The organism is Nitrobacter sp. (assembly GCF_051535235.1).
Lineage (GTDB): Bacteria > Pseudomonadota > Alphaproteobacteria > Rhizobiales > Xanthobacteraceae > Nitrobacter.
The window spans coordinates 54,528-80,096 of record NZ_JBPPLZ010000009.1; the positions used below are offsets into that span (position 1 = coordinate 54,528).

Annotated in this window: 25 protein-coding genes; 9 read left to right on the forward strand and 16 right to left on the reverse strand. The window is 62.7% G+C overall.

Annotation, left to right across the window (positions count from 1 at the left end; translation table 11 throughout):
* Positions 1-6 precede the first annotated feature (6 nt).
* Genes ACS3WA_RS12635 through ACS3WA_RS12650 form a run of 4 tightly spaced genes read left to right on the forward strand, consistent with a single transcriptional unit; the run spans position 7 to position 5,809 of the window.
* Positions 7-1,881 (forward strand): extracellular solute-binding protein, encoded by a 1,875-nt coding sequence (locus ACS3WA_RS12635; protein ID WP_438278866.1) that lies wholly within the window; start codon positions 7-9, stop codon positions 1,879-1,881.
* Positions 1,882-1,883: 2 nt separating this feature from the next.
* On the forward strand, positions 1,884-2,993 hold the full coding sequence (locus ACS3WA_RS12640) for a microcin C ABC transporter permease YejB (RefSeq protein ID WP_438278867.1): 1,110 nt from the start codon (positions 1,884-1,886) through the stop codon (positions 2,991-2,993).
* Complete coding sequence (locus tag ACS3WA_RS12645) at positions 2,993-4,171, forward strand: ABC transporter permease (RefSeq protein ID WP_438278868.1); 1,179 nt, start codon at positions 2,993-2,995, stop codon at positions 4,169-4,171. The genes ACS3WA_RS12640 and ACS3WA_RS12645 overlap by 1 nt, the downstream gene beginning before the upstream one ends.
* A gap of 6 nt (positions 4,172-4,177) precedes the next feature.
* On the forward strand, positions 4,178-5,809 hold the full coding sequence (locus ACS3WA_RS12650) for an ABC transporter ATP-binding protein (RefSeq protein WP_438278869.1): 1,632 nt from the start codon (positions 4,178-4,180) through the stop codon (positions 5,807-5,809).
* 179 nt (positions 5,810-5,988) lie between these two features.
* On the opposite strand, the gene ACS3WA_RS12655 is transcribed toward ACS3WA_RS12650, so the two are convergent.
* Both ACS3WA_RS12655 and ACS3WA_RS12660 read right to left on the reverse strand, forming a co-directional pair.
* Positions 5,989-6,831: a C40 family peptidase gene (locus tag ACS3WA_RS12655; RefSeq protein WP_438278870.1), complete on the reverse strand. Its 843-nt coding sequence runs from the start codon at positions 6,829-6,831 to the stop codon at positions 5,989-5,991.
* Entirely contained in the window at positions 6,824-8,206 is a 1,383-nt protein-coding gene (locus tag ACS3WA_RS12660; protein WP_438278871.1) for a leucyl aminopeptidase family protein, read from the reverse strand. Before ACS3WA_RS12660 ends, ACS3WA_RS12655 begins: the two co-directional genes overlap by 8 nt.
* Before the next feature lie 147 nt (positions 8,207-8,353).
* Here ACS3WA_RS12660 and ACS3WA_RS12665 point away from each other — a divergent pair, with 147 nt between their 5' ends.
* Positions 8,354-9,163 carry a tetratricopeptide repeat protein gene (locus ACS3WA_RS12665; protein ID WP_438278872.1) on the forward strand — a complete coding sequence of 270 codons (810 nt, stop codon included), beginning with the start codon at positions 8,354-8,356 and terminating at the stop codon, positions 9,161-9,163.
* A gap of 149 nt (positions 9,164-9,312) precedes the next feature.
* Here the strand turns inward: ACS3WA_RS12665 and ACS3WA_RS12670 are convergent, their stop codons facing one another.
* From ACS3WA_RS12670 to ACS3WA_RS12715, 10 genes are all read right to left on the reverse strand, one after another.
* Positions 9,313-10,290, reverse strand: coding sequence for a type II secretion system F family protein (locus ACS3WA_RS12670; RefSeq protein ID WP_438278873.1), 978 nt, complete (start codon positions 10,288-10,290; stop codon positions 9,313-9,315).
* Between the two features lie 9 nt (positions 10,291-10,299).
* Positions 10,300-11,274, reverse strand: a complete 975-nt coding sequence (locus ACS3WA_RS12675; RefSeq protein WP_438278874.1) for a type II secretion system F family protein — start codon at positions 11,272-11,274, stop codon at positions 10,300-10,302.
* Positions 11,275-11,286: 12 nt separating this feature from the next.
* Positions 11,287-12,756, reverse strand: coding sequence for a CpaF family protein (locus ACS3WA_RS12680; protein WP_438278875.1), 1,470 nt, complete (start codon positions 12,754-12,756; stop codon positions 11,287-11,289).
* A 21-nt stretch (positions 12,757-12,777) separates the two neighbouring features.
* A complete protein-coding gene (locus ACS3WA_RS12685; RefSeq protein ID WP_438278876.1) occupies positions 12,778-14,046 on the reverse strand; it encodes an AAA family ATPase in 1,269 nt (422 codons plus the stop codon).
* Entirely contained in the window at positions 14,043-14,786 is a 744-nt protein-coding gene (locus ACS3WA_RS12690) for a CpaD family pilus assembly protein (protein ID WP_438278877.1), read from the reverse strand. The genes ACS3WA_RS12685 and ACS3WA_RS12690 overlap by 4 nt, the downstream gene beginning before the upstream one ends.
* Positions 14,787-14,806: 20 nt before the next feature.
* Entirely contained in the window at positions 14,807-16,273 is a 1,467-nt protein-coding gene (locus ACS3WA_RS12695; RefSeq protein ID WP_438278878.1) for a type II and III secretion system protein family protein, read from the reverse strand.
* 15 nt (positions 16,274-16,288) lie between these two features.
* A complete protein-coding gene (gene cpaB / locus ACS3WA_RS12700; protein WP_438278879.1) occupies positions 16,289-17,065 on the reverse strand; it encodes a Flp pilus assembly protein CpaB in 777 nt (258 codons plus the stop codon).
* 129 nt (positions 17,066-17,194) lie between these two features.
* Complete coding sequence (locus ACS3WA_RS12705; protein ID WP_438278880.1) at positions 17,195-17,719, reverse strand: A24 family peptidase; 525 nt, start codon at positions 17,717-17,719, stop codon at positions 17,195-17,197.
* Between the two features lie 81 nt (positions 17,720-17,800).
* Positions 17,801-17,941: a hypothetical protein gene (locus ACS3WA_RS12710; RefSeq protein WP_438278881.1), complete on the reverse strand. Its 141-nt coding sequence runs from the start codon at positions 17,939-17,941 to the stop codon at positions 17,801-17,803.
* 96 nt (positions 17,942-18,037) lie between these two features.
* Positions 18,038-18,208: a Flp family type IVb pilin gene (locus ACS3WA_RS12715; protein ID WP_438278882.1), complete on the reverse strand. Its 171-nt coding sequence runs from the start codon at positions 18,206-18,208 to the stop codon at positions 18,038-18,040.
* Between the two features lie 579 nt (positions 18,209-18,787).
* Here ACS3WA_RS12715 and ACS3WA_RS12720 point away from each other — a divergent pair.
* From ACS3WA_RS12720 to ACS3WA_RS12730, 3 genes are all read left to right on the forward strand, one after another.
* Positions 18,788-19,279, forward strand: a complete 492-nt coding sequence (locus ACS3WA_RS12720) for a pilus assembly protein N-terminal domain-containing protein (protein ID WP_438278883.1) — start codon at positions 18,788-18,790, stop codon at positions 19,277-19,279.
* Between the two features lie 203 nt (positions 19,280-19,482).
* Complete coding sequence (locus ACS3WA_RS12725; RefSeq protein ID WP_438278884.1) at positions 19,483-20,040, forward strand: TadE/TadG family type IV pilus assembly protein; 558 nt, start codon at positions 19,483-19,485, stop codon at positions 20,038-20,040.
* 13 nt (positions 20,041-20,053) lie between these two features.
* Positions 20,054-20,656: a TadE/TadG family type IV pilus assembly protein gene (locus ACS3WA_RS12730; RefSeq protein ID WP_438278885.1), complete on the forward strand. Its 603-nt coding sequence runs from the start codon at positions 20,054-20,056 to the stop codon at positions 20,654-20,656.
* A 201-nt stretch (positions 20,657-20,857) separates the two neighbouring features.
* On the opposite strand, the gene ACS3WA_RS12735 is transcribed toward ACS3WA_RS12730, so the two are convergent.
* The 4 genes from ACS3WA_RS12735 to ACS3WA_RS12750 form a co-directional block, all read right to left on the reverse strand.
* The gene (locus ACS3WA_RS12735; RefSeq protein ID WP_002714433.1) at positions 20,858-21,070 is read right to left on the reverse strand and encodes a cold-shock protein; all 213 of its coding nucleotides are present in this window, start codon (positions 21,068-21,070) and stop codon (positions 20,858-20,860) included.
* A 266-nt stretch (positions 21,071-21,336) separates the two neighbouring features.
* Positions 21,337-21,618: a translation initiation factor IF-1 gene (gene infA, locus ACS3WA_RS12740; protein WP_011508994.1), complete on the reverse strand. Its 282-nt coding sequence runs from the start codon at positions 21,616-21,618 to the stop codon at positions 21,337-21,339.
* Positions 21,619-21,858: 240 nt separating this feature from the next.
* A complete protein-coding gene (locus ACS3WA_RS12745; protein WP_438278886.1) occupies positions 21,859-23,295 on the reverse strand; it encodes a DEAD/DEAH box helicase in 1,437 nt (478 codons plus the stop codon).
* A gap of 340 nt (positions 23,296-23,635) precedes the next feature.
* Complete coding sequence (locus ACS3WA_RS12750; RefSeq protein WP_438278887.1) at positions 23,636-24,505, reverse strand: RluA family pseudouridine synthase; 870 nt, start codon at positions 24,503-24,505, stop codon at positions 23,636-23,638.
* A gap of 115 nt (positions 24,506-24,620) precedes the next feature.
* Between ACS3WA_RS12750 and ftsY the strand changes: the two genes are divergently transcribed.
* Complete coding sequence (gene ftsY, locus ACS3WA_RS12755) at positions 24,621-25,568, forward strand: signal recognition particle-docking protein FtsY (RefSeq protein WP_438278888.1); 948 nt, start codon at positions 24,621-24,623, stop codon at positions 25,566-25,568.
* Position 25,569 lies beyond the last annotated feature (1 nt).

Below are 25,569 nucleotides of genomic sequence, written 5' to 3' on the forward strand. Positions count from 1 at the left end.
CTGCGGATGAGCGAGCCCAGCCGGCGGCAGGTGATCGGTCTCGGGATCGGTGTGGCAGCCACGGCGTGGCTTCGGCCGGCGGATGCAATCGGCGCGGAGACCGACCCCCAAGGTGAATCGCATGGCATGTCGGCGTTCGGCGACCTCAAGTATCCGGCCGACTTCCACCACTTCGACTACGTCAATGTCGATGCGCCGAAGGGCGGACTGTTCTCGACCATTCCGTCGAGCCGCGCCTTCAACCAGTCGTTCCAGACCTTCAACTCGCTCAACGCTTTCATCCTGAAGGGCGACGGCGCGAAAGGCATGGAGATGACGTTCACGTCGCTGATGGCTCGCGCCGGCGACGAACCCGATGCGATGTACGGTCTTGCTGCCAGGTCGGTGCGCATCTCGGCCGACGGGCTGACCTATCAATTCAAGATGCGGCCGGAGGCGCGGTTTCATGACGGGCAGAAACTGACCGCGCACGACGCAGCGTTTTCACTGACGATCCTCAAGACCAAGGGCCATCCCCTGATCACCCAGCAGATGCGCGACATGGTGAGCGCGGAAGCGGCCGACGACGCGACGCTGGTCGTGACCTTCGCGGCCAAGCGCGGACGCGACGTGCCGCCGTTCGTCGCCGGCCTGCCGATTTTTTCGAAAGTTTATTACACCGCGCATCCGTTCGAGGAATCGACGCTCGACGTCCCGCTCGGCAGCGGGCCGTACAAGGTCGGTCGGTTCGAGCCCAATCGCTTCATCGAATTCGATCGCGTCAAGGACTGGTGGGGCGCCGACCTTCCGGTTTGCCGCGGCAGCTACAATTTCGATACTGTGCGGTTCGACTTCTACCGCGACCGCGACGTGGCGTTCGAGGGTTTTTCCGGCCGCAGCTACCTGTACCGCGAGGAGTTTACGTCGCGCATCTGGAATACGCGCTACGATTTCCCCGCGCTGATTGATGGCCGCGTCAAGCGCGAGCAATTGCCGGACGAGACGCCGTCCGGCGCGCAAGGCTGGTTCATCAACACCCGACGCGACAAGTTCAAGGACCCGCGCGTGCGCGAGGCGCTGGACTGCGCCTTCGATTTCGAATGGACCAACAAGACCATCATGTATGGCGCTTACGTTCGTACGGTGTCGCCGTTCCAGAATTCCGATTTGATGGCGACCGGCCTGCCGTCGCCGGAAGAGGTAGTGCTGCTGGAGCCGTTCCGCGGCAAGGTGCCGGACGAGGTGTTCGGCATGCCGTTCGTGCCGCCGGTGTCGGACGGCTCCGGACAGGATCGCAAGCTGTTGCGAAAGGCGGTGCAACTGCTCAACGACGCGGGCTTTCCCATCAAGGATGGCAAGCGTATGACGCCGCAGGGCGAGGTGTTCCGCGTCGAGTTCCTGCTCGAAGAGCCGGCGTTCCAGGCCCATCATATGCCGTACATAAAGAACCTCGGAACGCTCGGCATCGAGGCGACGCTGCGGCTCGTCGATCCCGTGCAGGCGAGGGCACGGCGCGACGACTTCGATTTCGACATGGTGATCGAGCGTTTCGGCTTCTCGACCGTTCCGGGTGATTCGCTGCGGCCATTCTTTTCGTCGCGGGCGGCAGGGACCAAGGGATCATACAATCTCGCCGGCATTTCCGATCCCGCGGTCGACTCGCTGATGGAACAGGTGATCGCCGCCGACACCCGTGCAAAACTCGTGTTCGCCGCGCGCGCGCTGGACCGCGTCATTCGCGCCGGCCGTTACTGGGTGCCGCAATGGTATTCAAACGCGCACCGGCTGGCCTATTGGGATGTATTCGGACATCCGCCAAGTCTGCCGAAATATCTCGGCGTGATGGCGCCTGACATCTGGTGGTCGACGCAGGCCGGTGCGGCGTCGCGGCAGGCGAAATAGGCATGAGTGCATATATCGCCCGCCGCATCCTTTTGATGATTCCCACATTGCTGGGCATCCTGTTCGTGTCGTTCGTCGTTGTGCAGTTCGCACCCGGCGGTCCGGTCGAGCGGGTGATCGCGCAACTGAGCGGTTCGGATACCGGCGGCATGTCGCGCATTTCCGGATCGTCCGGCGGCGATTTCGGCGCGCGCGGTCAGGTCGGGGCGTCGTCCGACGCCGTCAACTCGAAATACCGCGGCGCCCAGGGGCTCGATCCCGCCTTCATCAAAAGTCTCGAAAAGCAGTTCGGCTTCGACAAGCCGGCGCCCGAACGCTTTCTGCTGATGCTGTGGAATTTCTCCCGCTTCGATTTCGGCAAGAGCTACTTCCGCGACACCACCGTGATCCAGCTCATCAAGGAAAAGCTGCCGGTCTCGATGTCGCTAGGCATCTGGATGACGCTTCTGACCTACCTGATTTCGATACCGCTCGGAATCCGCAAAGCCGTGAGGGACGGATCGCGCTTCGACACATGGACTTCGGGGGTCATCATCGTCGGCTTTGCGATACCCGGCTTTCTGTTCGCGATCCTGCTCATCATTCTGTTCGCCGGCGGATCGTTCTTCAGCATCTTTCCCTTGCGCGGACTGACATCGGACGGCTGGAGCCAGTTTCCCTGGTACTGGAAGATCCTCGACTATTTCTGGCACCTGACGCTGCCCATCGTTTCGATGGCGCTCGGCGCCTTCGCCACCATGACGCTGCTGACCAAGAACTCGTTCCTCGACGAGATCCGCAAGCAATATGTGATGACGGCGCGCGCCAAGGGCTGCAGCGAGCGGCAGGTGCTTTACAATCACGTCTTCCGCAACGCCATGCTGATCGTCATCGCGGGATTTCCCGGCGCGTTCGTTAACGCTTTCTTTTCGGGTTCGCTTTTGATCGAAACCATCTTCTCGCTCGACGGACTCGGCCTGCTCGGTTTTGAGAGCGTGCTCAATCGCGACTATCCCGTGGTGTTCGGCACGCTGTTCATCTTTTCGCTGGTCGGGCTTGTGATCAACCTGATCTCCGATCTCACCTACATGTGGATCGATCCGCGAATCGACTTCGAGGCGCGGGAAGTCTGATGTCGGTGATGCCGCCAAAGCCCGTCGAAGCCGAGGCCGTCTCGCCGCTCGGCGAAGCCGTGCCGCCGGGCAGCCATCGGCTCCGCCTCTCGCCGCTCAACCGTCGCCGCTGGCAGAATTTCAAATCGAACCGGCGCGGCTACTGGTCGCTCTGGATATTCCTGATCCTGTTTTTCATTTCGCTATTTGCGGAATTGATCGCCAACGACCGGCCGTTCCTGATCCGCATCGACGGTCATTTCTATTTCCCGGCGTTCGTGACTTACCCGGAAACCGCGTTCGGCGGCGATTTCGAGACCGCCGCAGATTATCGCGACCCCTATGTTCAGAAGCTGATCAAGGATAAGGGCGGCACCATCATCTGGCCGCCGATCCGCTATTCCTACGACACCCACAACCTCGATCTGCCGACGCCGGCGCCCTCAAAACCGACCTGGCTCTTGACCGAGGCTGAATGCAAGGACGTGGTGCAGCGCAAGCACCTCACGGGCTGCCGCGATCTCGAATACAACTGGCTCGGGACCGACGATCAGGGCCGCGACGTGGTGGCGCGGCTGATTTACGGATTCCGGATCTCGGTGCTGTTCGGGCTTTGCCTGACCATCGTGTCGTCCATCATCGGCATCGCCGCCGGCGGCGTGCAGGGCTATTTCGGCGGCTGGGTCGATCTCGCCTTCCAGCGCTTCATCGAGGTCTGGACCGCGATTCCCTCGCTCTACCTGCTCCTGATTTTGTCGTCGGTGCTGGTGCCGGGATTTTTCGTGCTGCTCGGCATCCTGCTGCTGTTCTCATGGGTGTCGCTGGTCGGTCTGGTGCGCGCCGAATTCCTGCGCGGCCGCAACTTCGAATACATCACGGCGGCGCGGGCGCTCGGCGTGTCGAATGCGACCATTATGGTCCGTCACCTTTTGCCGAACGCCATGGTCGCGACCATGACGTTCCTGCCGTTCATCGTGTCGTCGTCGGTGATGACCCTGACCGCGCTGGATTTTCTCGGCTTCGGTCTGCCGCCGGGCTCGCCCTCGCTCGGCGAGATGCTGGCGCAGGGCAAGGCCAACGTGCAGGCGCCGTGGCTCGGCTTCACCGGATTTTTCGCACTCGCGATCATGCTTTCGTTGCTGATCTTCATCGGCGAAGCGGTGCGTGATGCCTTCGATCCGCGCAAGACGTTCAGGTAGGCCGGAATGGACGCCATCGATCAGCCGCTGCTCGAGGTTCGCGACCTGTCCGTCGCGTTTCACCATGCCGGAGGAACCTCGGTCGCTGTCGATCACATTTCGTTCGATATCAAGCGCGGCGAGTGCGTCGCGCTGGTCGGCGAATCCGGATCCGGAAAATCCGTCAGCGCGCTGTCGATCCTCAAGCTGCTGCCCTATCCGGCCGCGTCGCACCCCGGCGGCAACATCCGCTTCAAGGGCCGCGAGCTGCTCGGCCTGTCCGAGCGCGAGATCAGGAGCATTCGCGGCAACGACATCTCGATCATTTTCCAGGAGCCGATGACCTCGCTCAATCCGCTGCACACCATCGAAGCGCAGATCAGCGAGATCTTGCTGCTGCACGGCGGGGCTCGCGGCGCGGCGGCGCGACGGCGCACCGTGGAACTGCTGACGCAGGTCGGCATTCCCGAGCCGGAAACCCGCCTCGCCAGCTATCCGCATCAACTGTCCGGCGGCCAGCGCCAGCGCGTGATGATCGCGATGGCGCTCGCCAACGAACCCGACCTGCTGATAGCGGACGAGCCGACCACGGCGCTCGACGTCACCGTACAGGCGCAGATCCTGGCGCTGCTGGCGGACATCCGCGCCCGGCTCGGAATGAGCCTGTTGTTCATCACGCACGATCTCGGCATCGTCCGCCGCATCGCCGACCGTGTTTGCGTCATGAACGGCGGCAAGATCGTCGAGAAGGGACCGGTCGAGCAGGTCTTCGAGACGCCGAAGCATCCGTACACGCGCGAGCTTCTGGCCGCGGAGCCGAAGCCGGATCCGGCGCCGCCGCGGCCGGAGTCGCCGGTCGTGATCGCGGCAGACGATCTCAAGGTCTGGTTCCCGGTCCGGCGGGGGCTGCTGCGCAAGACGGTCGGTCACATCAAGGCGGTTGATGGCGTGACGCTGAAGGTGCGCAAGGGCGAGACGCTCGGCGTCGTCGGCGAATCCGGGTCCGGAAAGACCACCCTCGGTCTGGCGTTGTTGCGGCTGATTTCGTCGGACGGACCCATCGTATTTCTGAGCAAAAACATCCAGGGCCTGCGTTTCAAGGAGATGCGGCCGTTCCGCCGCGACATGCAGATCGTGTTTCAGGACCCGTTCGGAGCGCTGAGCCCGCGGATGTCGGTCGGCGATATCGTGGCCGAGGGCTTGAGCGTGCATCAACGCTCGCTGTCCGACGCCGAGCGCGAGGCGCGGGTGGTCAAGGCGCTCAACGATGTCGGGCTCGATCCGGCGACGCGTTTTCGCTATCCGCACGAATTTTCCGGCGGCCAGCGCCAGCGCATCAGCATCGCGCGCGCCGTGGTGCTGGAGCCCGACTTTGTGGTTCTGGACGAGCCGACCAGCGCGCTCGACATGCTGTTTCAGGCACAGATGGTTGATCTCCTGCGCGATCTGCAGCGCAAGCGCGACCTCACCTACATGTTCATCTCGCATGATCTGCGCGTCGTCGCCTCGCTCGCCAGCCATCTCATCGTGATGCGGCACGGCAAGGTGGTGGAGGAGGGGCCGGCATCGGCATTGTTCAAGAGTCCGAAGTCTGATTACACGCGGGAGCTGTTTGCCGCAGCGTTCCGGCTGGAGACCGCAAACGGCGCGGAAGCCTGAGACCCCGTTCGGGGTTTTCGTGTCAGACGCCATGTCCCGGACGCGATGCGGCGTGTGACGCCGCACCGCAGAGCCGGGACCGTTTCAGATACCGATGTCGCGAAATGTCCGTGTTGTGACGGTCCCGGGTCAGCACCGCGGCGCTGGCGCGCTGCGGCGAATCCGGGACACGGGCGCTGTTACAACCGCTTCACGCTGGTCACGTCGCTTCCGGCCGCCTTGATGCGGGCGATCGCTTCGTGAATGCCCTCGATGGCTGTCGCCATGTGATGCGCGTTGGCGTGGAGCAGCGTGGCCGCGTCGCGGACGATCGCGACGTGGCCTTTCCAGAAGATGAGGTCGCCGCGCTGCGGCTGTCGTGCTTCTGCGGGCGGCAATGCGTGTCCCAAGGCGGCTTCCTGCATGTCGCTGTCGCGCGGACAGTCGATGCCGGCGGCGTTGAGCGCCACCTGCACGAGACCCGAGCAGTCGATGCCGAGGCTGGTCTTGCCGCCCCAGAGGTAAGGCGTTCCGACGAACATTTCAGCGACCGCGACGAAATCGCTGGCTAAATGATCGAGCGGCGCGACATGAGCGGCGGGAATGTAGAGATCGCCGGCGGCGACGGCGAACACGCCGTTATGGCGGCGGATGGTCAGCGCCGCGCCGAGCGGCAGCGTCTGCGCCGGCGCGAGTTTGATCGATGGCCCCGGAAACACGAACGTCCGCAGCGCGATGACCTTGTGGGTCGGTGCTGCGCGGGGCCTTGCAAGCGCGCGGTCGGGAATCCATCCGACATAGCCGTCGCTTTTCAATTGACACCAGGCCCAGCCTTCGGCGCTGTGATCGTAGACCGTGACGCGCTCGCCGCGCAGCGCCTGGGTATCGAGCATGGCGTCGGGCAAAGGCTCGCGCTGCAGCGGTGCAATGGCGTCGACGACCTCGCGTTCCTCGCCGTCGGCGTAGCGCTCCGCCTTGACCTTGCCCTCCAGGTAACGTGCGGCAATCTCCGGCCGGGCGGGCGTGAGACGCGGATCATCCATAGCGTTCGCCCAGCAGTCGGTAGATCGCGCGCGCGGCCTGGCATTCGCCGCCTTCGGGTCGCGCCGGTTTCGCGGTCGGAGTCCAGCCGTAGATATCGATATGAAGCCAGCGTGTGGTCGCCTCGACGAAGCGTTGCAGGAACAGCGCGCAGGTGATCGAGCCGGCGAAGCCGCCCGAGGGCGCATTGTTGATGTCGGCGACCTTGGAATCCAGCCACGCGTCGTAAGCGGGCCATAGCGGCATCCGCCACAGCGGATCGTTCTCGGCCTCCGCGCAGCGCGCGAGATCGCGCGCGAGCCGCTCGTCGCTCGTATAGAAAGGCGGGATGTCCGGTCCGAGCGCCACGCGCGCCGCGCCGGTGAGCGTGCCGAGATCGATCAGCAGATCGGGTTTGTCTTCACCGGCCAGTGCCAGCGCATCGGCGAGAACCAGCCGGCCTTCGGCGTCGGTGTTGCCGATTTCGACGCTCAAGCCCTTGCGCGACGGAAAGACGTCCAGCGGCCGAAACGCGTTGCCGGCGACGGCGTTTTCCACCGCCGGGATCAGGACGCGAAGCCGGATTTTCAGCTTCTTATCCATGACCATCAGCGCCAAAGCCAGCACATTGGCCGCGCCGCCCATGTCCTTCTTCATGATCTGCATGCCGCTGGCGGGTTTGAGATCGACGCCGCCGGTGTCGAAGCAGACGCCTTTGCCGACCAGCGTGACCTTCGGATGCGCGGAATCGCCCCAGGTCATATCGATCAGCCGCGGTGCGCGCGGCGAAGCCATTCCGACTGCATGGATCAGCGGAAAATTCCTGTGCTTCAGATCGTCGCCGGTGATGCAGTTGAAATCCGCGCCGAAACGCCGCGCGAGATTTTGCGCCGCTGCCGCGAGTTCTTCCGGTCCCATATCGTTGGCGGGGATATTGATGAGATCACGCGCCAGCGCTGCGGCGTCGGCCATCCGCGAGATATCGGCGAGGTCGATACCGTCGGGAGGCACCAGCCGAGCCTTCGGCGCGTCGGCCTTGCGGTAGCGGCCGAAGCGGTAGCTGCCGAGTGCAAAGGACAGCGTCGCGAGATGCATGTCATTGGTCGCATTGGCGAAGCGGAATGTTCCGGCGGGCAACAGGCCCGGCAGCTTGCCGGCGAGGAAGGGGTCGTACGAGCGACCTGCCGTATCGCCGAGTCCGAACAGAATGCGAGAGACCTCGCCGTTCGCGGCCGGCAGCGCGAGGTACTGACCCGCCTTCGCCGCAAAACCGTTCGCCTCGGCGAACCGGCGTGCCGGACCGTCCAGCGTTGCGCCCGTCGTTTCCCACGCCGCCTCGGCGACGAGGGTGATCGGAACGGCCTCCTCGGCCGGCGCGGTCGTGAACGCGGGATGCATAGGTGTCTCGATCTCTGTTCGATGCGGAGAGTTTAGCGGCAGAGCGCGCGGGTGTCAGTCGGCCTAGTTAACCAGACGTTAGGGTTAACAGTCTATTGCTGAAGTCGCCCATTTTCCAAACGGCCCGCATTTACAAGCGAAGGTGCCATGCGTCAGCAGTCGTATCTTGCCAGGCTTCTCGCATCCGCCGCCATGTCGGTGATGCTGGCGAGCGGACTCGGCGGCTGTCAAACCACCGGGGTCCCGGATATCACCGGCTCGCTTGGTGCTAAGGCGAACACGAACTCCGCGTCCGATCCCAATCAGGCCGCCGAAGTTTATGGCGAAAGATTTCGCGCCAACCCCAAGGACGCCGACGCGGCGCTGAAATACGGACAGGCATTGCGCGCCATCGGGCAGCGCGCCCAGGCCGTTGCGGTGCTGGAACGCGCCGCGATCTTGAATCCGGGCAACAAAGCGGTACTGGCCGGCTGGGGACGGGCGCTCGCCGATAACGGTCAGTCGCAGCAGGCATTCGATGTGCTCAGCCGCGCTCACACGCCGGCAAATCCGGACTGGCGGATTCTTTCGGTCCAGGGAACGACGCTGGACAAGCTCGGCCGTCACGACGAAGCGCGCCGCTATTACGATAGCGCGCTCAGGATCGCGCCGGACGAGCCGTCGGTGCTGTCCAATCTCGGCATGTCGTACGTCCTGACCAAGGAACTTCCCAAAGCCGAGGAAGTGTTGCGCCGCGCTTACGCCAGCGCCCGCGCCGACAGCCGGATCCGGCAGAATCTGGCGCTTGTCGTCGGATTGCAGGGCAGGTTCGACGAGGCAGAGAGCATCGTGAAGGCCGATCTGCCCGCCGACGAGGCCGAGGCGAACGTTGCCTATCTGAAGCAGATGCTCGGGCGCGGAGGTAACGCGCGCGCCGGCGCCGGAGATGTTCTCGCTCAGGGCGCCCGCAAATCGTGAGACTTGCCGGGTTTTGATCGAATCGGGGTTCTGTTCTCGTTATTGCGAGAAGCGGAGCGACGAAGCAATCCACAGATGCTTTTAAAGCAAGGACTGGACTTGGATCGCTTCGCTCTGCCCGCAACGATCCCTCGCGCCGAGGGCAGGGATCAATGCATCGTGGCTGCGAGCTTGATGCCCGTCGGTCCGAGAATGACCACGAACAGCACGGGCAGGAAGAACAGGATCATCGGCACCGTCAGCTTGGGCGGCAGCGCGGCCGCCTTTTTCTCGGCTTCGGACATGCGCATGTCGCGGTTTTCCTGCGCCATCACGCGAAGGCTTTGCGAGAGCGGTGTGCCGTATCGTTCCGACTGCTGCAGCGCGAGGCATACGGATTTCACGCCCTCGACCCCGGTGCGTTTCGCCAGATTCTCGTAAGCGACCTTGCGGTCCTGAAGGTACGACAGTTCGGCCGTGGTCAGCGTGAACTCTTCGGCCAGTGCGACGGACTGGCTGCCGATTTCCGTGCTGACCTTGCGAAACGCGACTTCGATCGACATGCCGGATTCAATGCAGATCAGCAGCAGATCGAGCGCGTCCGGAAAAGCCCGCTTGATCGAAAGCTGGCGCTTGGTAATCGAGTTTTTCAGAAACAGCATGGGCGCTTGCAAGCCCAGAAACGCTGCGCCGATGCAGATGCCGACCTTGAGCAGAATGGACTGCTCCATGTGCGACAATAGAAAGACGTAGACGGCGGCCCCGATCAGCATCACGATCGGGGTGACCATGCGGAAGAACAGGAAGGTGATGTAGGGAGCCTGGCCGCGATACCCCGCCATGACGAGCTTGTCGCGCGCGGCTTCCTGAGCCACCCATTTGCCGAGATTGAGATCTTCCACGACCCTCGAGATGAATTGCTTCGGTGCCTGACGCAGCGAGACCTTTTCGGATTTGGCGAGCCGCTCGCGCTCGCGCTGGCGGATGCGCTCGCGTTCGCTGGCGACGGCCTTCATCCGCTTCGTCAGGCCCTCCGCCGCAAAAAACGGCGTGATCAGCGTATAGACAGTGGCGCTGGCTGCTATGGCGGCGAGCACCATCGTCATGAATCGCGGATCGTGGAGTTTCTCGACCAGGAGTTCGAGCATGTTGCACCGTCAGAAGTCGAAATTGATCATTTTCTTCATCACGAAGATGCCGGCAGACATCCAGATCACGCAGGCAGCCAGCATCAGCCGTCCGGTAGGATGGGTCCACAGCAGAGCGATGTAGTCCGGCGTGGTCAGGTAGACGAGCAGCATGACGACCACGGGCAGCGCGCCGATGATTGCGGCCGACGCCTTGGCTTCCATCGACATGGCCTGGATTTTCTCGGCCATCTTCTTGCGGTCGCGCAGCACCTTGGACAGATTGCCGAGAGCTTCCGACAGGTTGCCGCCGGATTTCTGCTGGATCGCGACCACGATGCCGAAGAAGTTCGCTTCAGGAAGCGGCATCCGCTCGTACAGCCGCGAACAGGCATCGCCGAGCGGCATGCCGATCGCCTGAGTTTCGATGATCGCGGCGAATTCGCTTTTCAGCGGTTCGGGAGAATCAACCGCGACGACCTTCAGCGATTCGAACAGCGGCAGGCCGGCCTTGATGCCGCGGACAATCACATCGACCGCATCGGGAAGAGCGCGCAAAAACGCCTTCTCCCGGCGCTTCTTGAGGAAACTCAGCAGCCAGCGCGGCAAACCGAGGCCCGCCGCGAATGCGAGGCCGGCGGCAGGCAGAAATCCGGACCCCAGGATTATCGGAACGGCAAAACAAACCACAGCGAAAATGCCTGAAACGATCAGAAACTTCTCCTTCGACCAGGACAGGCCCGCCTGCGCGATTCGCGTGCTGAGCGCGATCTTGCTGTTGCGCTTGCTGCGTTGTTCGATTTCCCTCAGCGATCCTTCGATCTGTTCGCGTCGCGAACGTTGGGCTCGATCGACCTGACGGACCGCCGGCGCCGTCCGCGCGAACGCGGCGCGGCGCTTTTCGGCCTTCGTCTCGCCCGATAGCGCCGGATACAGGAACACCCATGCGATGCCGCCCACCGCGGTCGCGGCCATGAATGCCATTGCGAGCATCTGCAAGTTCATCGGCGCACGTCCTCAGATTTCGACCTTGACTTCCGCCGCATCCAGTGCGGCTGCGAGTCGCTTCTCCTCGTTGTAGTACCGCGCGCGTTCCCAGAACCGCGGCCGGCCGATCCCCGTCGAACGGTGCCGGCCGATGATGTGTCCGTTGGCGTCTTCGCCCAGCAGGTCGTAGATGAAGATGTCCTGGGTGATGATGGTGTCGCCCTCCATCCCCATCACTTCGGTGATATGAGTGATGCGGCGAGAGCCGTCGCGAAGGCGGGCAGCCTGCACGATAATGTCGATCGAGGCGCAGATCATCTCGCGGATGGTGCGCGAGGGCAGCGAATAGCCGCCCATGGTGATCATGGATTCGCAGCGCGACAGCGCTTCGCGCGGGTTGTTGGCGTGCAGCGTGCCCATCGAGCCGTCATGGCCGGTGTTCATCGCCTGCAACAGGTCGAACGCCTCGGGGCCGCGGACTTCGCCGACGATGATGCGTTCCGGACGCATGCGCAGGCAGTTCTTGACCAGATCGCGCATCGTCACCTGGCCCTCGCCCTCGATGTTCGGCGGACGGGTTTCCAGACGCACCACATGCGGCTGCTGCAACTGAAGCTCGGCGGCGTCCTCGCAGGTGATAATGCGCTCGTCATGGTCGATATAGTTTGTGAGGCAGTTCAGCAGCGTGGTCTTGCCGGAGCCGGTGCCGCCCGAGATCAGCACGTTGGCGCGGCAGCGTCCGATGATCTGGAGGATGGTGCCGCCCTCCGGCGTGATGGCGCCGAACTTGACAAGCTGATCGAGCGTCAGCTTGTCTTTCCTGAATTTTCGGATTGTGAGCGCGGGCCCGTCGATCGCCAGCGGCGGAACGATGGCGTTGACGCGGGATCCGTCGGCGAGGCGCGCATCGCATATCGGCGAGGATTCGTCGACCCTGCGGCCGATCTGGCTGACGATCCGCTGGCAGATGTTCAGCAGTTGCTGGTTGTCCCGGAACCGGATGCCGGTTCGCTGGATCTTGCCGCCGACCTCGATGAAGACCGTGCCGGCGCCGTTGACCATGATGTCCGCGATGTCGTCGCGCGACAGCAGCGGCTCGAGCGGGCCATAACCGAGAACGTCATTGCAGATGTCGTCGAGCAGTTCTTCCTGCTCGGCGATCGACATCACGATATTCTTGATCGCGATGATCTCGTTGACGATGTCGCGGATTTCCTCGCGCGCGGATTCGCCGTCGAGCTTGGCGAGTTGGGCGAGGTCGATCGCCTCGATCAGGGCGCCGAAAATCGTTGCCTTGACCTGGTAGTATGTATCGGATCTGCGCGAGTCGATGACCGGCGCGGGCGGCGCGGCGCGTGCCGGCGCGATCGGCGGAGCCGAAGCGATTGGTGAAGCATTTTCCGCGGGCGCTGGCGCGTTCCGGGTGGCCGGCGCGGCCTCCAGCGTCAGGCCTCCTGGCTTCCGGGCCTCGTTCTCTGGTCCGCTACGCTTGCCAAACACGACCGTACTCCACGCAAGGACTTATCTTGCCCGCAACTTTTCGATGAACGGAAGCAGAAGCGATTTCCGCGACTTCTTTGCCTCGCCGCGGCCGGTCAGGCGCTGCCCGATCTGCAAAAACATTTCCGCGGCGCGGTGGCTCGGCGCGACTTCGGCGATCATCTGGCCGTTGTTTGCTGCCGATCCGAACATCTGCGGCTCGAACGGAATGGCGACGATCGGCTGGCTTTCAATGGCTTTGGCGAATTCGTTGGCGCTGATCTCCGGGCGCTTCGGAACGCTGACCTGGTTGAGGCAATAAAGCGGCGGCCGGTCGTTCGGGCGCGCCAACTTGAGCAGGTCGATCAGGTTTTTCGTATTGCGAAGATTGGCGAGATCGGGCGTGGCGACGACGAGGATGTCGTCCGCGCCGATCAGGGCCCGTTTGGTCCAGCCGGACCATTGGTGCGGGATATCGAGCACGATGCAGGGCATCGTCGCCCGCAGGGTGTCGAGAATCGAATCGAACGCTTCCGTTCCGAAGTCATAGACCCGGTCCAGCGTTGCCGGCGCGGCCAGCAGGCTCAGATGATCGGTGCATTTCGACAACAGGCGATCGACAAAGGCCGTGTCGATGCGGTCGGGCGAGAAAACGGCATCGGCGATGCCCTGCGCTGGGTCTTGATTGAAATCCAGTCCCGCCGTTCCAAAGGCGAGGTCGAGGTCGGCGACGACGGAATCGAGCGCCAGATCGCGAGCGATCATCCAGGCGACATTATGGGCGACGGTCGACGCGCCGACGCCGCCCTTGGCTCCGACAACGGCGATGATCCGGCCGACCGCCTTCGCTTCAGGAACTGAAAACAGGCCGCAAACCGAGCGTACGACGTCAATGGCGCTGACCGGCGCGATGACATAATCGCTGACGCCACGCTTGACCAATTCGCGATACAAGCTGACGTCGTTGACGCGGCCGATCACGACGACCCGCGTGCCCGCGTCGCACACGCTCGCAAGCTGGTCGAGCGCTGCGAGGATGTCGCCGCGCTCTTCCGCCTCGAGAATGATGACGTTCGGTGTCGGCGCCGAGCGATAGGCCTCCACGGCCGCGGTCATGCCGCCCATCTGGATCTTGAGGTGGGCCTTGGCCAGCCGGCGATCCTCGCCGGCCGATTGCACGGCTGTGGCTGTTTCCATCGTCTCGCAAAAAGCCTGCACCGATACGCGCGGCGCCGGCGCGACGTGATCGTCGGCTTTCGGCGGAAGCGAGGCAGTCGGCTCTTCTGCGTTCTGGCGAGCGTAATTGATCATTTGCCTGTATCGCTGAGTTTGGCCTTTTCGGCTTCGGGATAGTCCGTGGTCGTGGTGTTGCCCTTGCGATATTTCTCGAAGCCTTCGGAGCGGCGGGCGGTGTAGGGCGGGGTTTCGGGCCGCGGCTGCACGAGGTCAGAGGGATTGTCGATCATCGAGGCAAGGTTGCGCTGGGTGGCGCATCCGAAATTCCAGTACGGCTTGTTGTCGAGATAACCCTTGTTCTTGATCGAGGGGCCGAGATCCTCAGGCCAGACGCCGCAGGGGCCCGCCGTGGCCGCGATTCGCGGGTAGGTCAAGCGAATGGTAGCGAACAGGCGCGGGTCGGCGGGGCGGTATTGCCGGACGATGATTCCACGCGGCGGAATGCCGGCGGCAGCCAGCAGCGAGCGAACTTCCTTGAACGAATCGGCGGCGGCCCGGGCGTTGCTGGTGCCGACAGGAACCTCGGCGACGATGGCGCCGGTTCCCTCGCGGAGCCAGATGCTCGCAAGCCCGATGACATCGGCGCGCTGCGATGCCGACAGTCCGCCTCGCGTGTTGCCGACGAAGATGTTTACGGTTCGGTTCGCTTCCTGGATCGCGATGGGGTGTCGCAAGCGATAATCGTTCGGAATGCTCGCGGTGATGTCCTCGTCCTGGCTCGTATGAGTGCAGGCGCCCAGTGCGGCGGCCGCGCTGACGACGAGGACAGCTACGCGAAGACGGCGGTAGCGATTGGCGGAATCTGTGGATGTCATCGTTTCGTTCCTTGCCCGCCTCAGTCGGTGATGAAGCCGTAGCTGCCGCGATAGTGACGCGCGGGTTCGGCGCGGCCCGGAGCGCCATAGATGCGATTGATATTGCCGAGCAGGTCGGACTGCGGATCCGATGCGTCCACGAAACCGTCATCCGGCCGCGAGAGATCCTTTTGCGCGACGGCGCGCACGACATAGGGTGTCACCAGGACCATCAACTCGGTCTGCCCGTTGACGTAGTCGCGGCTGCGGAACAGCGATCCGAGCACCGGCAATTGCGTGAGACCGGGCAATCCATTGATGGCCTGCTTGGTCTGCTCCTGAATCAGGCCGGCCATGGCCATCGAGCCGCCCGACGGAATTTCCAGCGTCGTTTCCGCACGCCGGGTCCTGATCGATGGGATGGTAAGCGAATTGCCGACCGCCTGGGTCAGCGTAATGGCGTTCTCGTTCGAAAGCTCCGAGACCTCCGTCATCACCCTGAGGCTGATCCGGCCTTCGGTCAGCACCACCGGCGTGAAGTTCAGCGAGATACCGAATTTCTTGAATTTGATTTGCGTCGTGCAAACATGAGTGGTGGGATCGCAGGAATAACCCGCGGGAATCGGAAACTCACCGCCCGAGATGAATGTCGCCGATTCACCCGATATCGCGGTCAGATTCGGCTCGGCGAGCGTCCGAACCACGCCGACGCTCTCCATCGCGCGCAGAGTCGCGGTGACTGCGGGCACGGCGCTGCTGCCCCCGAACGAACCCGCAAGACTGTTGGGCGTCAGCGGCCGGCCATAAGCAGTGAACGGGTTTGCGTTGTTGAAATTCACCACCGCGGTGCCGTAGTTCAGGTTGGCGCTGAGGTCGATGCCCAACTGCTTGATGACGGTGCGGGCGACCTCGGCGACCGTGACCTTGAGCATGACCTGGTCGCGGCCTCGCACAGCGATGTTGTTGACGACCTTTTGCGCGCCGTCCGCAAGGCGTGCGGCGAGATCGCCCGCCTGCTGCGCTTCAATCGGACTCGACACCCAGCCGGAGAGCATGACACCGTCGCCCAGGCCATCGACCTTGATGGCGGCATTCGGCAAAAGCTGCTTGAGCGCGGTGCGCAGGCCGTTGAGATCGCGCGTGACCGCGATATCGTAGGCTGCGATCTGCTGGCCGTTGCTGTCAAAGAATATGATGTTGGTCTGACCGACCGCGGCGCCGATGATGTAGGCGCGCTGCGCCGATCTGACCACGGCATTCGCGATCTTCGGATCGGCGACGAGAACGTCCTTGACGTCGCTGGGCAGGTCCACCACGACGGACTTGCCGATGCCGAGCGACAGCGAATGCGCGTGCATATCTGCACCGGATGTCGCGGCGGAAACACGGTAATCGCTTGCAAACACCGGCGTCAGCGCAGGGTTCAGCGTGAAGGCGGCGATCGCCGCGAACGAGAGCGACCGCGTCACGAAGGCCTGCAACGGTGTCGGATTTGTCGTCCACTTCATGACGGGCGTCCTTGATTACCTCTGTACGGTGGTCTGGGTTGGAACGCCGTAACGGACGACATTGATGCTGTCGCGCCTCTGGTCGTCGGTGCTTTCCGGAGCATTGGCATCGGCAAGGCTGCGCAGCGCCAGCGACAGCGTTCCCATCTGGCGCGACCGCGCCAGCGACTCCGCCTGATCCGGCTTCAGTTCGAGCGTTGCAGTCTTGCCGACAACGACTTTCTGACCGTTTTTCTCCTCGATGGTCTGATCGATCGCGAGAACCCGCACATTGCTGAGAATGGTCTCGGAATTGACGGAATCAGAAGGATGGTCCGCGTTTTTTTCCCGTTTTGAGAGGATCACGTCGACGCGGTCATTGGGAAGAATGAAGCCGCCCGCGCCTGTCTCGGGCGAAATCTCGGTGGAAACCGCGCGCATACCGGTCGGCAGGATCGCGGCCATGAAGCCGGATCCCTTCGCGCTGACCAGCTTGGGTTCGCGAATGGGCTCTCCAGCGATGAAGGGCGAGCGGGCGATCGATCCCGCCAGCTCCGTGGTGGCGTTGGGACGCTGGTCACGGCGAATGAAGCTGCTGCTGGCGGCGCTCGCGGGCCATGCCTGCCACGCCACCTCGTTCGCGGTTACCGCCTGTCCGAGTTGAATCTCCGACTTCGCAACCAGAACGTCCACGGTCGGGAGCTGCGCGGTCTGGACCGGCGGCGGCTTCTTGTCGGACCCGCTCGCGAGATAGGCGGCGAGGCCGCCGGCACCGACAGCGACGGCCAGGACGACGATGCGTGCGGTATTCATACGCTTCACTTTCCCAGTTGCGGTGCGGCCCTTGCGCCGCCTTTAACCGGGAGTTGAACATTTATTCGTCAAAGCATGGTTAATGAGGCGTATCTAAATCGCGTTAATGAGACCTTTATCGCGTGCTCGTCAGTGAAGCGCGAAGCGCGTCAGGTCGACCGCCCGGACCCATTCGGTCTCCGGATAGACCAGCAGCGCGCCAAGCGCGAGCGCGATGCCATAAGGAATTCCGCTCTCATTATTGTGCAGGCGCGCCAGCCAGGGCTGACCGTACAACACGGCCGGAAGCGGCCATTGCCTGAACTGCAGAAGAAGCAGCGTCAGGGCACCGCCGAACACGGAGGCATAGACCAGGTAGTCCAGCATATGTCCGAAGCCGAACCAGAGCGCGACCGCCGCCGCCACCTTTGCGTCACCGCCGCCGATCCAGCCCATGGCAAAGCAGGTGAACGATACCGCAAGTACGGTGGCGCCGGCCGCGATATGCAGACCGATCACGGTCGGCCCCATGCCGGAGGCGACCGCGAGCACGAAGAAACCGGCGATCAGCAGCAGCGATACGCGGTTCGAAATCGTCATGGTCAGGAGATCGCTGGAGGCTGCGAACGCCATCAGGGTCGGAAACAACAGAAGCCGGAGAAGGTCGAGGATCATGAGGCTGCCCGTGTCGCGCGTTCCATGGGGGCGTCATACTAACCAGCGAACAATGAACAATCACGAAATGCGCGCGACGTTTCACAACAGGCTGACGGCCCGGATCAGAAGGGTGGCCGAGGCCAGCGCGAGTGCCATGCAGACGGTCTGAAGAACCCGTCGTGTCCGCTCGCCGTCAGGCGAAGGGGGCAGGTCCGGATGGGCGAACTTCAACGGGGCCATTCCGTTTCACTCGAATTGTCGCCTCGGTGCGGTCGGAAGCGAAAAGGGTCCCGGGTTGCCCGGGACCCTTTTGTGGCAAGAACAAAAAGCTGACGACTAGGGAGTGGCGAGCTGTCCGTTGATGCCGGTAAATACGCCGTTCAGCGTGGTTCCGAGTGTCCGGACGGCCGCGATGATCACGACGGAAATACCGGCGGCGATCAGGCCGTATTCGATCGCGGTCGCACCGGACTCATCCTTCAGAAAACGCGAAAAAAGATTCTTCATAATTGGCTCCATGTGTTCACGTAGCTGTCGAACTGCACCTGGTCGTAACGGCGTTCTCAGCACCGTGACCATGGCATCATCGTAGGGAAGGAAAATTGCAGCGCAGTTAATTCGATTGCAGAAACCCCGGTGTAATGGGATGTTCTTGCTCAGAGTAAATTTAGATTTAAGTCGAATGCAAAGCGCTGCGTGGCGATGGGATCGCCTCGGGTCTCTCTTCATGAATGCGTTTCGAGCGTTCGGTTTTGCGCGTCGCCGGGCAGAGGACGACGACATAACTAGAGGCCGCCGGCGTACTTTAACTTGCCGACCAAGCGGGCGGCGGACCTCTATTCTGGTGTCGCGGCGCTCCCGAATCCGCTGCGGCTGAAGCCGTCTCCTCTGATCCTGCCGAACCCCGTGCGCATTTCAGCACCGTTTCGCGGCGGCATACCGGTCTGCCGTTTCAGCAAGCATGGGACCGGAAGCCCGGCCGTCGCGTTTGCAGTTCGTTCATCAATTAACGGCAGATTTGCCATATCGGGCGCCGGCACCGTTACCTATGTCCTTATGCCGGCTCGTATGCGTCCGGAGTGTAGTATGTGGTTCAAGTCCCTGCGCGGCCGTTCGCGTGCTTCGGTCATCGGCCTGTCGCTTGCAACGGCGGTCTTGCTTTGTCCGGCGGCGTTGCTCGCCGAAGTGACGAGCGATCCGATCTCGGTCAATGTGGACCAGGCGAAATTGATCAAGCTGCCCGGACATATCGCCACGATCGTGGTCGGTAATCCGCTGATCGCCGACGTCACCTTGCAGCCTGGCGGCCTCGTCGTCGTCACCGGAAAAGGTTATGGCGCAACCAATGTGATTGCGATGGATCGCGCCGGAACCATTCTCGTGGATCGCCTTATCCAGGTCGAAGGGCCGAGCGATCGAGTCGTGACGGTTTATCGCGGCGTGGAGCGTGAGTCCTATAGCTGCATGCCGATTTGCGAGAAGCGGGTCACACTCGGCGACAGCGCTCCTTATTTCAAGGCCACGATGGAGCAGGCCAGCAATCTGAGTTCACAGGCCGGCGGCGCCCCAACAAAATAATACAGCCGGACAATCGTCCGGCAACCGGCGTGGGGCACTCGCGCGTGGGTGCGTCCCCGATCCGCGTCGCTCGGCCAACCAGGTATGGTCAAGATCGAGTTGACGAAGTGGGGTATTTTGCTCTGATCGGGCGAAACACTTCAACAATCACTTTAAGCTAGTCCTTGACGGTAGATAAATCCGCCGCGTGCAAGGATTTTGTGATGTCGCCGTCCCCCCGTTTCAGGATAGCAGCCGCCAGGGCGGCCAACCGTTTTCGTGGCAACAAGCGCGGGTCCGCGGCCGTGGAATTCGCCCTCGTCGCGCCAATGTTCTTCGCGCTTCTGTTCGCGATCATCGAGACGGGACTGGTGTTCTTCGCGAGCCAGAGCCTGGAAACCGCATTGCAGGACTCGGCGCGCACGATCCTGACCGGTCAGGCGCAGGTCGCCAAGTACGACAAGCAGGGCTTCAAAAAAGACGTCGTTTGTCCGCATGTGAGCGCGCTGTTCGACTGTGCGAACGGAATTTTCGTCGATGTTCAGAGCTACCCGTCCAGTTCGGGGTTCGGAAGCGTTGCGATTTCCGATCCGGTTACGGGCGGAAGTTTCGTCGATAATACGAAATACAGCCCGGGCGGTCCGGGCGATATCGTGGTCGTTCGGCTGTTCTATCAGTGGCCGCTGTTCGTCACGGGGCTTGGCTACAACATCGCGAATCTGAGCGGTGGCAAGCGGCTGCTGTCGGCGACGGCTGCTTTCAAGAACGAGCCCTACAGCTGAGGACGTGAAGCCGATGTCCAGCATCTGGTCATGTATCAAGGTTCCGGCGGCAGCGCTGTGGCGTGATTCGCGGGGCCTCGCGGCGACTGAATTTGCGATGATCGTGCCGTTGATGCTCCTGATGCTGTTCGGGACCATCGATGTGTCCTCAGGCGTGGCGGTCGACCGCAAGGTCACGCTGGTCGCGCGGACGCTGTCCGACCTGACGTCGCAGTCCAAGGCCGTGGGCGACGCGGACTTGGATAATTTCTTCCTCGCCAGCTACGGCATCATGTGGCCTTATCCGTCGACGCCGGTCCAGGCCACGATTTCGGAACTGTATATCGACCCGGCGAGTTCGGTGGCGCGGGTGCAGTGGAGCAAGGGATCGGCGCCGCGAGGCGCGGGATCGACAATCGGAGTTCCGCCGGGCCTCATCGGCCGGGATTCGTCAGGTAACATTCTCCCCAATCAGTACCTGATCTTTAGCGAGGTCAGCTATCTCTACCGGCCGATCGTCGGCTATGTCATGGCGAAAGCCGGCGTGACGCTGAGCGACACCGCCTATACGCGACCGCGTCAGTCAACCTGCGTGTTTTACGGCAGCGAGACCGCCTGCCCGAAAACGGGGACCTGACCAGACGGACCGGCGAGCCGGTTCTGCCTCGCGAAGGACGGGTCACGCTAAACACAAAGGCCGCGCTTGACGCGCGGCCTTTGTCCGATCTGGTCTTCGATGGAGTAACGCCGAAGAAGCTAGAGCGCGATCAGCAAAGTGAACTCCCGTTTTGCGTCCGGTCGATCGTTTCGCCAAACCGCCCGTACTTGGCGGATCGTGCTAGCCGGCAGCGCGCAGATTGTCTGCCGACGATTTTCCAGAGCGGCGATCAGCAACGATCTCGTAGCTGATCTTCTGTCCTTCACGCAGCGTTCCGAGCCCGGCCCGTTCAACTGCGCTGATGTGAACGAACACGTCGTTGCCGCCATCGTCAGGTTGAATGAAGCCGTATCCCTTGGTCGCGTTAAACCACTTCACGGTTCCCATGCTCACGGGTAGTCCCTTTATCAGATACGTATGTCGAAGCCCGCTTTCGGCGGGCTGGTGAGATTGGATTTTTGGAAGGGTCGTCAGTGTCTAAACCGGCTGTACCGGTGGTAGCTAATGTCGTCCGGCCGAAAATCGCTGAATGCCATATTATTCGAAGGCAGCCCCCAAAACAATCCTGACGTGCACGATTTTTTGAGATGTGCCGATGTGCAGGTTCGGCCGAGAGCTTTCGGCTGATATCGGCGGGGTCGTGACGCTGCGGGACCCGGCTATCTGCGACGGAACTGGCCCCCCCGGGGCGGTCCTCCACGCGGTGCGCCGCTGGGGCGTTCGTCCTTGTGCCGGAAGATCAGGCGTCCCTTTTCGAGATCATAAGGGGACATCTCGATGGTGACGCGATCGCCGGCCAGTGTCTTGATCCGGTTCTTTTTCATCTTGCCTGCGGTATAGGCAACGATCTCATGTCCAGCATCGAGTTGCACCCGATAGCGGGCGTCGGGCAGGATTTCGGTAACCAGTCCTTCGAACTGGATCAGTTCTTCTTTCGCCATGGCGTTCTCCGGATCAAGTGACATTTCGCTGGATCGATGATTTTTGGATCCAAAATCATGAACGTGATCTATTCCAATATCTTAAGAAGCGGGAGGCCGGCGAGGAAAACCGCTACGCGCTTTTCCTCATCCTGCTCCGGTGGCCCGGTCCTGGCATTTGCATCCGCCGCGGCAGCAGTCCTTGCCAATGTTGGAATTTAAACGACCGCGGACAACCAGGTTTCCGGTGAAATTCCCCCGCTAACGTTGAGGACGCAGGTTGGACTTGGCGCGCGCCGGCCGGCTTTCGCGATGCAGGAAGGCAACCCCCTGTATCCCCTCGGCCTTGCCGCCTCGCGCCGGCCGGGCGGACTCTTGCCGGGGGGCCTCCGGCCGGTTCGGTTTCTTCGGTGCGCCGTCGCCGTGCCGGCCGCGCCGGCGCGGACCTTTCGCGCCCGGAGCAGTGTCCCCAGACCTGGTCGCATGACCGTGGGGCGCGGGACGTCCGGCGCGATGCTGCTGGCGGGCCGGCGTCGCCTCGCGCTGCCCCGGTGTCCGGCGATCTTCTCTCGGTAGCGCCACGCGGATCAGTTTTTCGATGTCGCGGAGATAGGTCATTTCCTCGGCGCCGGCGACCAGCGAGATCGCCGCGCCTTCGGCGCCCGCACGCGCGGTGCGTCCGATGCGATGGACGTAGGTCTCGGGAACGTTCGGAAGGTCGAAGTTGACGACGTGGCTGATCCCGTCGACGTCGATGCCGCGCGCCGCGATGTCGGTCGCGACCAGGGTGCGGATCTCTCCGGTCCGGAACGCCGCCAGCACGCGCTCGCGGTGGTTCTGCGACTTGTTGCCGTGGATCGCATCGGACCTGATGCCGGCCTTGGCGAGGCCCTTCACCACCTTGTCGGCGCCATGCTTGGTGCGCGTGAAAATCAGCGCACGGTTGACCGGCTCCTGCTTCAGAAGCTGGGCGAGAAACGCCGGCTTGCTGGCGTGATCGATCTGGATGATGCGCTGGGCGATACGGTCCACGGTCGAAGCGACGGGCGTTACCGCGACGCGCGCCGGATCGCGCAGCATCTGCTCGGCGAGTTCGGCGATGTCCTTCGGCATGGTGGCCGAGAAAAACAGCGTCTGGCGCTTGACGGGAAGCTTGGCGACGACTTTGCGGATGTCGTGGATGAAGCCCATGTCGAGCATGCGGTCGGCTTCGTCCAGCACGAGAAATTCGACCTGGCCAAGCCTGAGCCCGTTGCTCTGAACGAGATCGAGCAGGCGGCCCGGCGTTGCGACCATCACCTCGACGCCTTGCATCACGGAGCGGACCTGACGTCCCATTGGAACGCCGCCGATCGCGAGAGCCGAGGTCAGGCGCAGGTGGCGGCCGTAAGCATTGAAGCTGTCGAGGATCTGGCCCGAAAGTTCGCGCGTGGGGCTGAGCACCAGAACCCTGCAGCTCTTGGGCTGCGGCTTGATGCGGTTCTGCAGCAGGCGATGCAGGATCGGAAGAGCGAATGACGCAGTCTTTCCGGTGCCGGTCTGGGCAATTCCGACGACATCGCGTCCGGAAAGGGCAAGAGGAATGGTTTGAGCCTGGATGGGCGTGGGCGTCAGATAGTTCTCTTCTGCGAGCGCACGTGAAATGGGATCGGCAAGGCCGAAATCCTGAAAGGAGGGCAAAAGGTTGTTTCTTTCCATTATGCGACCGGGCGCCCGGCAATGTCAGCCGGAGCGTGCCAGGTTGTCTGGAGACACCCGCGTGTCGAGGGCGTCGATTGACGTTAGCTGAAGGGGCAAGCCAGAAACCGTCGAACGGGCTCAGAACACGCGGCTCGCAGTGACCCGAAGATCTCAGGGTCATGCCACCATATGGAACAGGAACGCGGCAGATTCAAGGTGAATTGTCGCAGTTTCGTCTGACGTTGGGTTTCCGGAAGCTAGGCTGGGCGTGCTTTAGCCGGGATCGGCAACCCGTCATGCCTCGGCGTTATGCCGATCCACGTCTCTCTAAGACTCGCGAGCTTTGTGCGTCCGCAAATTACTCCCCGTTCCACCCGCAGGCCTTGAGGCGCTCATGCAGATGCTCGGGTGCGGGTGCGGTGACCACGATAGGCGGTTTGTTCTTCGACAGGGGAATAGCAACCTCACGGGCATGCAGGTGCAGGCTCGGTTCGCCGAAACGCGGAACGTATTGTTCATTGCGCAGCCGTCGTAAGCTTGCCTGCGTTCCGTAGATATTATCGCCGGCGATCGGCCAGCCCATCGCCGCACAATGGACGCGCAGTTGATGGGTTCGGCCTGTCACCGGCTCCAGTGCGAGCCAGGCCAGTCGAACTCCCTCTCCCATCTCTCTTGCTCCCTCCTCCCTTGCGGGGGAGGGTTGGGGAGAAGGATGAACCGTTGGTTCAACCACCCCCTTCCCGAACGCTTTGCGTTCGATCTCCCCCAAAAGGGGAGAGGTGGTTAGCGATCCGCGCCCCAGCACTTTCCATTTCGTCACCGAAGGCAGCCCGTCCGGGTCGGGCTTCTGCCACCAGCCCCGTTCGTGGTTCAGCCGCCCGAGCGGGATGTCGATGGTGCCCTCGTCCTCAGCGGGGCCACCCTCGACCACGGCCCAGTAGGTCTTCGAAATCCTGCCGTGCTTGAACAACAGGCCGAGCGAGGCCGTCGCCTTGCGATGGCGTCCGAGCACCAGGCAACCCGAGGTGTCCCGGTCGAGCCGATGGGCAAGCACCGGCGGCCGGGGCAGGCCGAACCGCAGCGCCTCGAACGAGGCCTCGAGATTGGCGCCGCCCTTGGGGCCGCGATGCACCGGAATGCCGGCCGGCTTGTCGATCACCAGCATCAGCCCGTCGCGATGGAGCACACGGGCCCGGATTTCCTCCGGTGTCGGCTGTGGGGTGTCCATAAGTCACTTTAATCTGATTGCGGCATGATCCTATCCGAAAACCGGTCTCCACTTTTCGGGATCATGCCGCGCAAGTCTTTCGCTCGCAGGTCGAAACGGCTAACACACCTCCACAATGAGCGACAGCACCGACGACAAACCGAAACAGAGCTGGTGGCGCAGGCTGTCCGGCGGCCTCAAGCGGACCTCGACCTCGATCGGCACGGCGGTGGCCGATCTCGTCACCAAGCGCAAGCTCGACCGAGCCATGCTCGACGATATCGAGGACGTGCTGCTGCGCGCCGATCTCGGAACGGCGGTCGCGGAGCGGATCGCGGCCGCTGTCGGCGAGGGCCGTTACGACAAGGCGATCTCTGCCGACGAGGTCAAGACGGTCGTCGCGACCGAAGTTGAAAAGGTCCTCGCGCCGGTGGCGCAGCCGCTGGTCATTGACGAAACCCAAAAGCCGTTTGTCATCCTGGTGGTCGGCGTCAATGGTTCGGGCAAGACCACGACCATCGGCAAGCTCGCGGCGAAACTGTCGGCCGAGGGCCGCAAGGTGATGATGGCGGCGGGCGACACGTTTCGCGCGGCAGCCATCGATCAGTTGAAGGTCTGGGGCGAGCGCACCGGATCGCCCGTCGTCGCGGGCGCGCAAGGGTCGGATTCCGCGAGCCTTGCCTTCAACGCGCTGACCGAGGCGCGCCACGACAGGCGCGATGTGCTGCTGATCGACACCGCCGGCCGCCTGCAGAACAAGGCCGAACTGATGAACGAACTGGAAAAGATGGTTCGCGTCATCCGCAGGGTCGACGAATCAGCGCCGCATGCGGTGCTGCTGGTGCTGGATGCGACCGTCGGGCAGAACGCGCTGTCGCAGGTCGAGGCGTTTCACCGTATCGCCGGGGTTACCGGCCTGGTGATGACAAAGCTGGACGGGACAGCGCGCGGCGGCATTCTGGTGGCGCTGGCGGAAAAGCACAGACTGCCGGTGCATTTCATCGGCGTCGGCGAGGGGGTTGACGATCTTGCGCCGTTCACCGCAGGCGATTTTGCAAAAGCGGTCGCGGGGATTGAAGGCTGAC